This is a genomic window from Microbacterium sp. JZ31, from assembly GCF_016805985.1.
Taxonomy (GTDB): Bacteria; Actinomycetota; Actinomycetes; order Actinomycetales; family Microbacteriaceae; genus Microbacterium.
Window position 1 is genome coordinate 2,402,963 of sequence record NZ_CP017661.1, and the last position, 12,534, is coordinate 2,415,496.

Here is a 12,534-nt window from a genome sequence, read left to right on the forward strand (position 1 = left end):
CGCGGTGCCGCCCGGCCGAGGCGGGACGTCGCCGGCCCGCCCCGCTTCCACGGACCTTCACGGCTCGTTCACCGTCGGGCCACCGGAGGGAAACACGGACGGGCGGTGGCTTCCCTAGGGTGCCGGAGTCGGCCACAGCAACGACTGATCCCGGGCCGGCGATCTCCCGCTGCATCACACATACCCGGAAGGTACTCATGCAGACCACCCTGAAGCGCGGCCTCGCGCTCACCGCGGGCCTCGCGCTCGCTTTCGGCCTCGCCGCCTGCTCGCAGACCCCGTCGGCGTCGGAGACCCCCGCCGCCGAGGGCACGACCGGCGCCGAGGCGCCCGCGGCCGAGGGCACGTTCGCGCAGGACGAGAACACGATCGTGTTCGCCACCCTCCCCGACCACGAGGGCGCCGACCAGGACGCGCAGCCGATCGCGGACTGGGTCGCCGAGATCACGGGCAAGGAGGTCCAGTTCTTCGAGGCGACCGACTACACCGCGGTCGTGCAGGGTCTGGCCGCCGGTCAGATCGACGTCGCGCAGATCTCGTCGTTCACGTACTACCAGTCGCAGGCCGCCGGCGCGGAGATCGAGCCGATCGGCGCGCAGATCACCGCCGAGGGCGAGCCCGCCGGCTACTACTCGGTCGCCATCAAGAAGGCCGGCGACCCCACCGCCTCGCTCGAGGAGTACGCGGGCCAGAAGGTCTGCTTCGTGAACCCGACGTCGACCTCGGGTCGCGCCATCCCGACCGCCGCGCTCATGGACGCCGGCGTCGAGGTCCCCGAGTCGGACATCGTCTACGGCGAGGAGCACGACCTGACCGCCGCCAAGGTCGCCGAGGGCACCGACTGCAGCGTGGGCTTCGCGCAGGACGCCGACGCCGACCCGCTGATCGAGGAGGGCTCGCTCGAGGAGATCGACCGCTTCCTGGTCCCCGGCGCCCCGATCGTCATGCAGGCCGCGCTGCCGCAGGACGTCAAGGACGTGCTCGTCGAGAACCTCGCCGACAGCACCTCGGCCGACCTCGAGGCCGCCGGCATCGAGTCGAACGCCTTCCTCGACGAGAACTGGTTCGGCTTCGAGGCCGTCGACGACGCGTACTTCGACACGATCCGCAGCGTCTGCGAGCAGATCGCCGACCAGGTCGAGGCCTGCCGCGCCTAAGCGCCCGGCACGTCACGGAACCGAACGAGAGAGCGAACTGAGATGACGAACAGCGGCACCCCCACGCAGAGCACCGCGAGCGCGGTTCGGATCGACGGTCTGGGAAAGACATACCCGGGATCGTCGACCCCCGCTCTGTCGGGGGTGTCGCTGTCCGTCACCCCCGGCGAGATCCTCGTCCTGCTCGGCCTGTCCGGCTCGGGCAAGTCGACGCTCCTGCGCCACATCAACGGGCTCGAGACGCCCACGACCGGCACCGTCGTGTCCCTCGGCAAGGACGTCGCGACGCTCAGGGGCCGCGCCCTGCGGGAGCTCCGCGGCCGGATCGGCTTCATCTTCCAGCAGTTCGAGCTCGTGGGCCCGCTCACGGTGCTCGAGAACGTGCTGACGGGCGCGCTGGCCACCCTCGCGGGTCCGCGCGTCGGCATCTTCACCTACCCGAAGGCCCTGCGGCAGAAGGCGCTCGAGCACCTCGACCGCGTCGGCCTCCTCGAGCGCGCGTACCAGCGCGCCGACACGCTCTCCGGCGGTCAGCAGCAGCGCGTGGCGATCGCCCGCGCCCTGATGCAGGACCCGGACATCCTGCTCGCCGACGAGCCCGTCGCCTCGCTCGACCCCGAGTCCTCCAGCCAGGTGATGGCCCTCGTCCGCGAGATCGCGGCCGAGCGCGGCCTCACCGTCGTGTGCTCGCTGCACCAGGTGGACCTCGCGCTCAGCTGGGCCGACCGCATCGTCGGCCTGCGCGCCGGCGAGGTCGTGCTCGACATGACCACCGAGAACCTCACGCGCGAGCAGGTCATGGAGATCTACGGCCGCGTCGCCACGACGACCGCCGAGATCGACGCCGTCGCGGCCGAGCTCGCCGAGGCGCGCGAGCAGGTGCTCGCCGCCGAGATGAAGCGCAACGCGGGCGACCGCCTGCAGCAGGGCTTCGCCGCGGAGGACCCCTCGTGATGACCGCGATCGCCGAGCGCATCGCCCTCGTCGAGCGCCCCGCGCCGCGCGTCTCGACCGTCGTCTCCTACGCCGTCATCATCGGCATCCTCGCGGCCGGCATCTGGTCGGTCGTCGCGCTCGACTACAGCATGCAGAGCCTCGAGGCGACATCCGGCAACATCCAGCGCTTCCTGGGCATGGCCCTGCCGATGCAGTGGCCGGGCTTCGAGGTCTACGCCACGGTCGGCGCCGGCGGCGTGAAGACGTTCACGTCCGAGTGGGTCGGCATGGAGCCGGTCTGGGAGATCCTGCAGGCCGTCGTCATCACGCTCGCGCTGGTGATCGCGGCCACGGCGCTCTCGGCGCTGCTGTCGATCCCCGTCGCCTACGGCGCCGCGCGCAACACCTCCCCCGGCCCGATCGTCATGGCCGTCTGCCGCGGCATCGGGGTCCTCGCCCGCGCGATCCCCGACATCGCCTTCGTGGTGTTCTTCGCCTTCCTGTGGTTCAACTCGGGCGCCCTGCCCGCGATCGTGGCGATCGCGCTGCACTCGATCGGCATGATCTCGAAGATGTTCGCCGACGCCATCGAGCAGATCGACGAGGGCCCGCGACTGGCGATCCGGTCCGCGGGCGGATCCAAGGCCCAGGAGTTCTGGATCGGCGTGGTCCCGCAGGCGCTCCCCGCCTGGATCGCCGTGGCACTGCATCGCGCGGACATCAACCTGCGCGGCACGGTCATCCTGGGTGTCGTGGGCGTGGCCGGCCTCGGCCTCGAGCTCGACGAGGCGCTGCACGCGGGCCCGTCGGGCATGCGCCGCGTCATCCCGCTCGTGATCATCATCATCGCGCTGTGCCTCGCGTTCGAGATCATCTCGTCGCTGCTGCGGGCCCGGCTGCTGGGCGTGAAACCCACCGGGAAGGGCGCGGGCGCCGCGATCGCGCGCGCGATCGCCAAGCGCACGGGTTCGGCCCTGACCGGCCCGACCCGCCCCGATGCCGTGGCCCAGCGCCACGAGCGCGTCGAGGCCGCCATGCACCGGCCGTGGGACCGCGGACGCATCACGTCGACCGTCGGCATCTGGCTCGGCATCGCGATCGTCGTGGGGTCGTTCCTCTACGCCCAGCCCGACGTGCTGAAGATCTTCGCGCCCCAGTGGGACCAGGTCCACAACCCCGCTCTCGACCGCGCCGTGTGGCCGCTGTCGTTCGGCAGCCGCGACTGGGCCGACGTGATCGGCGCCGTGCTCACGACCGTGCAGGTCGCGTTCGCCGCGACCCTCCTCGCGACGGTCATCTCGGCGGTCATCGGTCCGCTGTCGGCGCGCAACGTCGCGCCGGCGCCGTGGGTGCGCAACACGTTCCGCGGCATCACGATCTTCCTGCGCGCGATCCCCGACCTCGTGGTGGCGATCCTGTTCATCATCGCGACCGGCTTCGGGCCGCAGGCCGGCGCGCTCGCACTGGGCATCGGCGGCGTGGGCCTGCTCGGCAAGCTCATCGGCGACTCAATGGAGGAGGTGCCGAACGGCCCCGAGCGCGCGGTCTCGGCGGCGGGCGGCAGCCGCGCACAGGTGTTCTTCTCCTCGACCGTGCCCATGTCGGTGCCCGCGCTCGTCAGCCACCTGATGTACGTGCTCGACCACAACATCCGCTCCGCGACCCTGCTGGGCGTCGTCGGCGCGGGCGGCATCGGCTTCCTGCTCCTCAACGCGCTGCAGGGACGTCACTTCGACCAGGTGCTGTCGTTCCTCATCGTGATCGTCGCCATGGTCGTGATCGTCGAGGGCGCGTCCGTGCTGATCCGCCGCGCTCTGAAGTGATGGCGGAGCGCTACGACCTGGCGGTCGTCGGGGCCGGCATCGTCGGCCTCGGCCACGCCGCCGCCGCCATGGAGCGCGGGCTGAAGGTGGTCGTCGTCGACCGGGCGACCGCCGTCACGGGCGCGACCGTGCGCAACTTCGGCCACATCGGCACGTCGGCGCACGCGGGAGAGGCGCGGGAGTACGCCGAGCGCGCCCGCGAGCTGTGGCTGCGCTACGCGCCGCGCGCGGGCTTCTGGCTGCGCGAGCCCGGCACCCTCGTCGTCGCGCGCACCGAGGAGGAGCGCGCGGTGCTCGCCGAGGCGGGCGAGGGCGTGGCGCTCACGGGCGAGGAGGTCATGCACCGCGTGCCGGTCACCGGCGCGGTCGCGGGGGCCCACCTGCCCCGCGACGTGCAGGTCGATCCCCGCAGCGCGGCGCCGGCGCTCGCCGGCTATCTGCAGCGCCGCGGGGTGGAGTTCCGCTGGCGCACCGCGGCGCTCGGCGTCGAGCCGGGCGTCCTGCACACGAGCCGCGGCGAGATCGCCGCCTCCGCCATCGTGCTCGCGGTGAACTTCGACGTCGACCACCTGTTCCCCGAGATCGCCGAGCAGCACGGGATCGTCCGGTGCGGGCTCGACATGATGCTCGCCGACGGCGTGGGACTCGGGATCCCGCTGCTCACCGGGTCGTCGATGCTGCGCTACTCGGCGTTCGCCGGCACCCGCGCGGCCGCCGCGCTGCGCCGGCGCTTCGAGACCGACGCTCCGGAGATCCTGACGCGCGACGTGAACCAGATGTACACCGAGCGGCCCGACGGCACGCTCGTGGTGGGCGACACGCACTACCGCGGCACCACCGTCACGCCGTTCCAGGACGAGGCGGCGTTCGAGCTGCTCACACGGCTCGCCCGCGAGCTGTTCGACGGCAAGGCGATCCGGATCCGTCAGCGCTGGCAGGGCGTCTACGCATCGGCTCCGCAGGACTTCCTGCGCGCGGCCCCGATGGACGGCGTGCGGGTCGTCTCGGTCACGACCGGCATCGGCATGACGACCGGCCTCGGACTCGCCGAGTCGGTCGTCGACGAGCTGTTCTGACGGGAGGGACCCGCCCTTGACCGCTCCGCGGTACCGGGATGTGGCGGCGGCGATCGCGCAGAGCATCGCCGACGGGGACGTGCCCATCGGCGCCGCGCTGCCCGGCGAGCATCGCCTCGCCGCGGTGCACGGCGTGGCGCGCGGCACCGTGCGCAGTGCGCTGGCCCTGCTGGCGCGGCGCGGCGTGCTCGAGCCGCGCCGCGGCGCCGGCTGGATCGTGCAGTCCGCGTCGCTCACGCACGGCCTGTCGGGCTTCGGATCCTTCGCATCGTGGGCCCGCGCACGCGGCCTCACGCCGTCCGGTCTCGTCGTGGCCGAGACGACGGCGCCCGCGACCGGCGACGAGGCGCGTCTGCTGAGCGTCGGAGCGGGCGCGGATGTCCTGCGGATCACCCGGCTGCGGGCGCTCGACGGCCAGACGGTGATGATCGAGCGCAGCTGCTACCCCGCGCACGTGGCGTCGGCCGTGGCGGGGCTCCCCCGCGACACGCCGTCGTACGCCGCCGTGCTGGCCGACGCCGGATTCGCGGAGGAGTTCGGCTCGCACCGCATCGACGCCGTCGCCGCCTCGGGCGAGGACGCCCGCCTGCTGGGCGTGCGCCGGTCCAGTCCGCTGCTGCGCGTGAAGCGCCAGGCCTTCGCGCGCGACGGCCGCCCCATCGACCTCAGCGAGGACCGCTATCTCCCCGGCACGGTGGCCTTCGAGGCCCGGGCGAGCGCGTCCTCCGGCGCCTTCGGGCGCATCCTCGGCTGAGCACCCGCGGGCACGTCAGCCCGCCCGCGAGACCGCCGTCCTGGACAGGTGTGCACACCCGTCCCCGCGGATTCCGGCCGCGCGGCGCCCCGGTCGCGCGGCGTTGCCTGCGCGTTCACCCGGCGTTCCCCGTCGGCTCGAAGACTCGGCGCGGCGCTCTCACCCGCGCGCCCTTCGGAAAGGAACCAGCGATGTCCTCCGCACACTCCCCCGCACGGCCCCGCGCCCGCCGGGCACTGCTCGGTGCGCTCACGGCCGCCGTGCTCGTCGCGAGCCCCGCCGTCCCGGCCCTCGCCACCGACGCGCTGCCCGCGGCCCCCGCCACGACCGCCGCCGCCTCCGGATCGACCCTCGCCGTCGCGGACCGCGAGCTGATCGAGGGCGAGCCGCTCGTCGTCGAGTGGGCGACGGACCGGCCGCATGCCCTCAACTGGGTGGGCGTCTACCCGACGTCGGCCGGCACCCCGGACGGCAGCCCCGGCTCCACGCAGTGGCAGTACACGCCCGGCGCGTCCGGCACCGTCACGTTCGAGGGCCTGCCCGCCGGCGACTGGAGCGTCTACCTGCTCGCGCAGGACGGCTACGCCCAGCTCGCCGCGCCCGTCTCGTTCACGATCTCGGCCGACCCCGACCGGCCGCAGCCGGGCGATCCCGACGCGCCGGTCGACATCGACCCCGTGGTCACGGACAACGCCACCGATGAGGTCCTCGCGCGCGAGGGCTTCGGCGCCGACGGCGCGACCGGCTGGGCCGTGACGTTCGACGAGGCGATGGCGGCCGCGGGTGCGGACGCGCACCGCGGCTGGACGTTCACCACGCGCACCGAGTGGACCGCGGGCATCGACGAGATGCGCACGCGCTTCGCCCGCGCGCAGGACACGATCGCGGTCGCCGATCCCCAGCAGTTCGGCGACCTGCCGTTCGACGCGACGCTGACCGGCGCGCCCGTGCCGGTGGCCGGTCTCGGAGCCGTGCGCCTCACGTTCGACAGCCACTACCGCGGCGCCCCGGATCAGGCCGGCGTCGTGGAGGTCAGCTTCGACGGCGGCGAGCGCACGCAGGTCCTCCGCCTCGACTCGACGACGGTCGCCGACGGCTACGACGCCCGCCGCATGAACGAGGCGCAGGACGTCACGGTCGAGGTGCCCGCGGGCGCCGAGCAGGCTGTGTTCTCGTGGCGCCTCACGGGCGACGCGTCGTCCCGGTACTGGGCGATCGACTCCGTCGCCGTCCATGAGGTCATCGTCGACGCCGAAGGCGCATCGACGCAGGCGTGGGTGATGAGCGACATCCAGGGGCACCCCGAGGACTGGCAGCACGCGCTCGGCGACTACGCCCGGCTCGCGCCGGAGGCCGACGGCATGCTGCTCGTCGGCGACCAGGTCAACTCGGGCACCGCGGCCGAGTGGGACGAGATCTACGCCGTCATGGACGCGACGGCCGGCATCCGGCCCCGTCAGACCATCGCGGCGATCGGCAACCACGAGCGGTACGCCGCGGGCGGGTTCGACGCCAACCGCGACCGCTTCCTCGCGTTCGCACAGCGCGACCGGGTGTGGGACGAGTACGTGCTCGAGGGTCCCGGCGGCGACGTGCCCGTCATCGTCCTGGGGCAGGAGTTCGCCTCGCCCTCTGACGTCGCGATGAGCGACGCGCAGGTGGCGTTCCTCGAGGAGCGGCTCGCGCACTGGACCGCGCTCGACAAGCAGGTCGTGGTGATGACGCACTTCCCGCTCGGCGACACCGTGTCGGCCTCGTGGATCCCGCACTACCACGAGCACCACAAGATGAACGACCGCCTGACGAGCATCCTCGGCAACTACCCCAACGCCGTCGTGTTCAGCGGCCACACGCACTACCCCGCCGAGCTCGGCGACTGGGCCGTGCAGCGCCGCACCGCGGACGGCCACCCCGACGGCTTCTGGGCGGTCAACACGCTCGCGATGCACGTCGAGTGGGATGCGCGCGGCGAGGACACGGCGGACATCAGCGAGGTCGTCACGCGCGACATCGACCAGGGCCTGCTGCTCGACGCGTACGCCGACCGCCTCGTGGTGAAGGCGTACGACTTCGCGGCGGACGAGCAGCTGCGCGAGGTGATGATCCCGAACCCGCTCGTGGCCAGCGAGACCGTCGCGGCCCCGGCCGTCGAGGCCGGCGAGCCGCGGATCGTCTCGACGCACCGCCTCGGCATCAAGCCCGGTGCGAAGCTGACGGTGGACGAGGGCGAGTGGACCGAGGGGGCGACGTTCCGCTACCAGTGGCTGGCCGACGGCACGCCGATCCGGGGCGCGACGAGCGAGCAGTTCCACCTGACCGGTTCGTGGAAGGGGCGCGACATCTCGGTGCGCGTCACGGGCGAGGTCGACGGCCTGCTGCCCGCGACCGCGGAGTCCGAGCCGGTGCGGATCCGCTGATCCCGGACGACGGAGGGCACGGGGCGATCACCGCCCCGTGCCCTCCGTCGTCTCCCGGGTTGCGCAGGCCGCGTGACGGGGCGTCAGCCCTCGCCGAAGATCCGCTTCAGGATGCCGGTCTTCTTCTTCGGATTCAGCTGCTTCTGCAGGTAGACGGTGCCGAGCCAGCGGTCGAACTTGTAGCCGACCTTGCCCATCCTGCCCACCTCGACGAAGCCGAGCTTCTCGTGCAGCGCGATCGATCCCTCGGCGCCCTTGTCGCTGATCACGGCGACGAGCTGACGCAGGCCGATCTCCTCGCACGCCGCGATGAGCGCCTCGAGCAGCGCGCGGCCCAGTCCCTTGCCCGCCGCCGCCTGCCCCAGATAGATCGAGTTCTCGACCGTGTACCGGAAGGCCGACTTCCCCGCCCACGGCGACACGAGCGCGTAGCCCAGCACCTGACCGGTCGGGCCGACGGCCACGAGGAACGGCAGCCCGAGCTTCTGCAGGTGCTCGAACTTCTCGCGCCACCGCTTCTGCGTCCACGGCTTCTCGTCGAACGTCACGACGGAGTTGCGCACGTAGTAGTTGTAGATCTCGCGGATGTCGGGGATGTCCGCGAGCGTCGCGGGGCGGATCGTGTACGAGAACGGCCGCTCGGGCTCGGGCTGCCTGCGCAGGTGGCGCGGCAGCACGCGGCGCTTCTGGTACTCCTCCTCCAGCATGCGCCCAGCCTACGGCCGCGCCGGGATGCGCCAGTCGACGGGCGCCGCGCCCTGCTGCTCGAGCAGCGCGTTGACGCGCGAGAACGGCCGCGAGCCGAAGAACCCGCGGCTCGCCGACAGCGGCGACGGATGCGCGGACTCCACCCACGGCACCCCGCCGTCCGCGCCGGACGACTGCAGCAGCGGCTTGAGCCCCGCCGCGTCGCGCCCCCACAGGATCGCCACGAGCGGCCCGCCGCGCGCGACGAGCGTCCGGATGGCGTGCTCGGTCACGCGCTCCCAGCCCCAGCCGCGGTGGGACGCGGGGGCGCCGGGCCGCACCGTGAGCACGCGGTTGAGCAGCATGACGCCCTGGTCGCTCCACGCCGACAGGTCCCCGTGCGGCGCCGGCTCGATGCCGAGGTCGTCCCGCAGCTCCCGGTAGATGTTGACGAGGCTGCGCGGCAGCGGGCGCACGTGCTCCTCGACCGCGAACGACAGCCCGATCGGATGTCCCGGCGTGGGATAAGGATCCTGTCCGACGATCAGCACGCGCACGTCCGCGAGCGGCCGCTGGAACGCCCGCAGCACCCGGTCCCCCGCGGGCAGGTAGCCGTGCCCGGCCGAGACCTCGCCGCGCAGGCGCTCGCCGAGCGAGGCGATGTCCCCCGCGACCGGCGCGAGCGCCTCGGCCCAGCCGGCGTCCATCAGCCCCGCCGCGGCGAGCTCGGGCAGCGTCTTGGCCATGTGCCCCTCGTCCCCCGTCGTGGGCGTCGCGTTCAGGCGGACGCCTCGAGCCCCGCGTCCTCCTCGCGGACGGTGCCCTTCCACGACCACGGGAAGTCGATCCAGAGGTCCGTCGCCTTCCAGGCGTAGTCGGGCTCGATGATCGTCGTGGGCTTGGTGTAGATGGTGACGGAGCGGACGTCCGCGCCCTGGGCCTTCAGCAGGTTCACCGCGAGGGCGAGCGTGCGGCCCGAGTCGGCGACGTCGTCGACGAGCAGCACGCGCCGGCCGCCCAGGTACGCCATGTCGAGCTCGGGCGGCAGGACCTCGGGCGCGTCCAGCACCGTGCCGATGCCGGTGTAGAACTCGACGTTCAGCGCGCCGCAGTTCTTGGCGCCGAGGCCGTAGGCGATGGCTCCCGCGGGCAGCAGCCCGCCGCGCGCGATCGCCACGACGACCTCCGGCTCGAATCCGTCGTCCAGGATGCGCCGCGCGAGGTCGCGCGTGGCCTCGCCGAAGCCGTCCCACGTGAGGTGCTCGCGGATGTGGGTGTCTGCCACAGTGGTTCCCTTCGTCGTCAGTCGCGCGGCTTCAGCGGGCCGCGGGCCAGGAGGTGCTGCGCCGACTGCGCGACGGGGCGCATCGTCACGAGATCCAGGTTGACGTGACGGGGCGCGTTCAGCGCGTACGCGATCACGTCGGCGACGTCCTCCGCGAGCAGCGGCCCGTCGACGCCCTCGTACAGCGCGTCGGCGGCGGCGGCGTCGCCCACGCGGTTGAGGGTGAACTCCTCGGTGTGCACCATCCCCGGCGCGATCTCGATCACGCGGACGGGCTCGCCGTTCAGCTCCTGACGGAGGGCGTGCACGAGCATCGCCTCACCCGCCTTCGCGGCGTTGTAGCCACCCCCGCCGGGGTACGCGACCTGCGACGCGGTCGACGTCACGAACAGCGTGTCGGCGTGCGACGCACCCGACCGGATCGCCTCGCGCAGCTGCGGGAGCAGGGCCCGCACGAGACGCTGACCCGAGAGCACGTTGACCTCGTACATCCAGGTCCAGTCGTCCGGATCGCCGTCCTCGACGCGGTCCGTGCCGCGCGCGCCGCCTGCCACGTGCACGAGCGCGTGGAGGCCGCCCGTCGCCGCGACGTGCGCCGCGAGCGCGTCGACGTCGGCCTGCGACGTGAGGTCGGCCGCGAACACGGCGGCGCCCGTCTCCTGCGCGAGGGCCTCGAGGCGCTCGGCCCGGCGCGCGACGCCGAGCACGTCCCATCCGGATGCCCGCAGGGCCCGCACCGCGGCGGCGCCGATCCCCGAGCTCGCTCCCGTCACGACCGCGCGCTTCACCGCGCCTGCTTGGGTGTCTGCCACCTCTCCACCGTACCCGGGCACGCGCGGCCAATATGACGTCACGTGTCCGTTCGATTGCCCGCCCAGGGCGGCGGACGTAACGTCTCTGCAAGGCCTCGCATGGCCGCCGACTTCACCCCGGACCGGAGGTTCCCATGACCGATGACGTCACGCCGCAGCAGCTGCGCTTCGAGACTCTGCAGATCCACGCCGGTGCCGCGCCGGATCCTGTCACGGGCGCCCGCGCGACGCCGATCTACCAGACCACGTCGTACGTGTTCCGCGACTCCGACCACGCGAAGAACCTGTTCGCGCTGGCCGAGACCGGCAACATCTACACGCGCATCCAGAACCCCACGCAGGACGTCGTCGAGCAGCGCCTGGCCGCGCTGGAGGGCGGCACGGGCGCTCTGCTGGTCGCGAGCGGCCAGGCCGCCGAGACGTTCGCGGTGCTGAACATCGCGCAGGCCGGCGACCACATCGTCTCGTCGTCGTCGATCTACGGCGGCACCTACAACCTGTTCAAGTACACGCTCGCGAAGCTCGGCATCGAGGTCACGTTCGTGGAGAACCAGGACGACCCGGGCGCCTGGCGCGCGGCCGTCCGCCCGAACACGAAGCTGTTCTTCGCCGAGACGATCGGCAACCCGGCGATCAACGTCCTCGACATCCGCACGGTCGCGGACATCGCCCACGAGAACGGCGTGCCGCTGATCGTCGACAACACGATCGCGACGCCGTACCTGATCCGTCCCTTCGAGCACGGCGCCGACATCATCGTGCACTCGGCGACCAAGTTCCTCGGCGGTCACGGCACCGTGATCGGCGGCGTGCTGATCGACGGCGGCACGTTCAAGTGGTCGGAGAACAGCGAGCGGTTCCCGGGTCTCACGACGCCCGACCCGTCGTACCACGGCGCCGTCTACACCGACGCGGTGGGCGACGAGCTCGCGTACATCATCAAGGCGCGCGTGCAGCTGCTGCGCGACCTGGGCGCGGCGATCTCGCCGCAGAGCGCATGGCAGCTGATCCAGGGCATCGAGACGCTGTCGCTGCGCATCGAGCGCCACGTGCACAACGCGCAGCACGTCGCCGAGTGGCTCGAGAGCCACCCGGATGTCGCCACCGTGAACTACTCCGGTCTGCCGACCTCGCCCTGGTACTCCGCGGCGAACACGTACGCGCCCAAGGGCGTCGGCGCCGTGCTGTCGTTCGAGCTCAAGGGCGGCGTGGACGCCGGCCGCGCGTTCGTCGACTCGCTGCAGCTGTTCAGCCACCTGGCGAACATCGGCGACGTGCGCTCGCTCGTCATCCACCCCGCCTCGACCACGCACTCGCAGCTCACGCCCGAGCAGCAGCTCAGCGCCGGCGTCACGCCGGGCCTCGTGCGGCTCTCGGTCGGCCTCGAGAACGTCGAGGACCTGATCGCCGACCTCGAGCAGGCGCTCGCGACCGCGCGCGCCGCGTCGGCCGCCGCGCGCGCCTGAGGCGCCTTCGCCGCGAGACCTCATCCGGCGTCCGAGTCATCGCCGCACGGCGATGACTCGGACCGGGGATGAGGTCTCGTGCGTTTCCGGCGGGCGTAACAGTGGGCGGATGCCCGTGCCG

11 protein-coding genes are annotated in these 12,534 nt (G+C 72.6%); 7 read left to right on the forward strand and 4 right to left on the reverse strand.

From position 1 onward, the window contains the following. Window positions 1–197: 197 nt before the first annotated feature. The 6 genes from BJP60_RS11460 (at window position 198) to BJP60_RS11485 (ending at window position 8,163) form a co-directional block, all read left to right on the forward strand. On the forward strand, window positions 198–1,157 hold the full coding sequence (locus BJP60_RS11460; protein ID WP_203135881.1) for a PhnD/SsuA/transferrin family substrate-binding protein: 960 nt from the start codon (window positions 198–200) through the stop codon (window positions 1,155–1,157). Between the two features lie 42 nt (window positions 1,158–1,199). Next, window positions 1,200–2,111: a phosphonate ABC transporter ATP-binding protein gene (gene phnC / locus BJP60_RS11465; RefSeq protein ID WP_203135882.1), complete on the forward strand. Its 912-nt coding sequence runs from the start codon at window positions 1,200–1,202 to the stop codon at window positions 2,109–2,111. Next, window positions 2,111–3,916: a PhnE/PtxC family ABC transporter permease gene (locus tag BJP60_RS11470; RefSeq protein ID WP_203135883.1), complete on the forward strand. Its 1,806-nt coding sequence runs from the start codon at window positions 2,111–2,113 to the stop codon at window positions 3,914–3,916. The genes phnC and BJP60_RS11470 overlap by 1 nt, the downstream gene beginning before the upstream one ends. After that, on the forward strand, window positions 3,916–4,992 hold the full coding sequence (locus BJP60_RS11475; protein WP_203135884.1) for a TIGR03364 family FAD-dependent oxidoreductase: 1,077 nt from the start codon (window positions 3,916–3,918) through the stop codon (window positions 4,990–4,992). The genes BJP60_RS11470 and BJP60_RS11475 overlap by 1 nt, the downstream gene beginning before the upstream one ends. Window positions 4,993–5,008: 16 nt before the next feature. Further along, complete coding sequence (locus tag BJP60_RS11480) at window positions 5,009–5,746, forward strand: GntR family transcriptional regulator (protein WP_238439405.1); 738 nt, start codon at window positions 5,009–5,011, stop codon at window positions 5,744–5,746. A 191-nt stretch (window positions 5,747–5,937) separates the two neighbouring features. Further along, complete coding sequence (locus tag BJP60_RS11485; protein WP_203135885.1) at window positions 5,938–8,163, forward strand: DUF4073 domain-containing protein; 2,226 nt, start codon at window positions 5,938–5,940, stop codon at window positions 8,161–8,163. 83 nt (window positions 8,164–8,246) lie between these two features. Here BJP60_RS11485 and BJP60_RS11490 read toward each other — a convergent pair whose 3' ends face one another. From BJP60_RS11490 to BJP60_RS11505, 4 genes are read right to left on the reverse strand one after another with little or no spacing between them, the layout of a single operon-like run. Further along, window positions 8,247–8,870 (reverse strand): GNAT family N-acetyltransferase, encoded by a 624-nt coding sequence (locus BJP60_RS11490; protein WP_203135886.1) that lies wholly within the window; start codon window positions 8,868–8,870, stop codon window positions 8,247–8,249. A gap of 9 nt (window positions 8,871–8,879) precedes the next feature. After that, window positions 8,880–9,596 (reverse strand): uracil-DNA glycosylase, encoded by a 717-nt coding sequence (locus BJP60_RS11495; RefSeq protein ID WP_203135887.1) that lies wholly within the window; start codon window positions 9,594–9,596, stop codon window positions 8,880–8,882. 32 nt (window positions 9,597–9,628) lie between these two features. Beyond that, window positions 9,629–10,135, reverse strand: coding sequence for a phosphoribosyltransferase (locus BJP60_RS11500; protein ID WP_203135888.1), 507 nt, complete (start codon window positions 10,133–10,135; stop codon window positions 9,629–9,631). A gap of 17 nt (window positions 10,136–10,152) precedes the next feature. After that, complete coding sequence (locus BJP60_RS11505) at window positions 10,153–10,947, reverse strand: SDR family oxidoreductase (RefSeq protein ID WP_238439406.1); 795 nt, start codon at window positions 10,945–10,947, stop codon at window positions 10,153–10,155. 134 nt (window positions 10,948–11,081) lie between these two features. On the opposite strand from BJP60_RS11505, the gene BJP60_RS11510 reads away from it, so the two are divergent. Further along, entirely contained in the window at window positions 11,082–12,413 is a 1,332-nt protein-coding gene (locus BJP60_RS11510) for a bifunctional o-acetylhomoserine/o-acetylserine sulfhydrylase (protein WP_203135889.1), read from the forward strand. The last annotated feature ends 121 nt before the right edge of the window (window positions 12,414–12,534 follow it).

Coding starts and splice junctions, on each gene's coding strand:
- BJP60_RS11490 (WP_203135886.1), bottom strand. CDS start 8,870: ATGCTGGAGGAGGAGTACCAGAAGCGCCGCGTGCTGCCGCGCCACCTG.
- BJP60_RS11485 (WP_203135885.1), top strand. CDS start 5,938: ATGTCCTCCGCACACTCCCCCGCACGGCCCCGCGCCCGCCGGGCACTG.
- BJP60_RS11475 (WP_203135884.1), top strand. CDS start 3,916: ATGGCGGAGCGCTACGACCTGGCGGTCGTCGGGGCCGGCATCGTCGGC.
- BJP60_RS11470 (WP_203135883.1), top strand. CDS start 2,111: ATGACCGCGATCGCCGAGCGCATCGCCCTCGTCGAGCGCCCCGCGCCG.
- BJP60_RS11460 (WP_203135881.1), top strand. CDS start 198: ATGCAGACCACCCTGAAGCGCGGCCTCGCGCTCACCGCGGGCCTCGCG.
- phnC (WP_203135882.1), top strand. CDS start 1,200: ATGACGAACAGCGGCACCCCCACGCAGAGCACCGCGAGCGCGGTTCGG.
- BJP60_RS11495 (WP_203135887.1), bottom strand. CDS start 9,596: ATGGCCAAGACGCTGCCCGAGCTCGCCGCGGCGGGGCTGATGGACGCC.
- BJP60_RS11510 (WP_203135889.1), top strand. CDS start 11,082: ATGACCGATGACGTCACGCCGCAGCAGCTGCGCTTCGAGACTCTGCAG.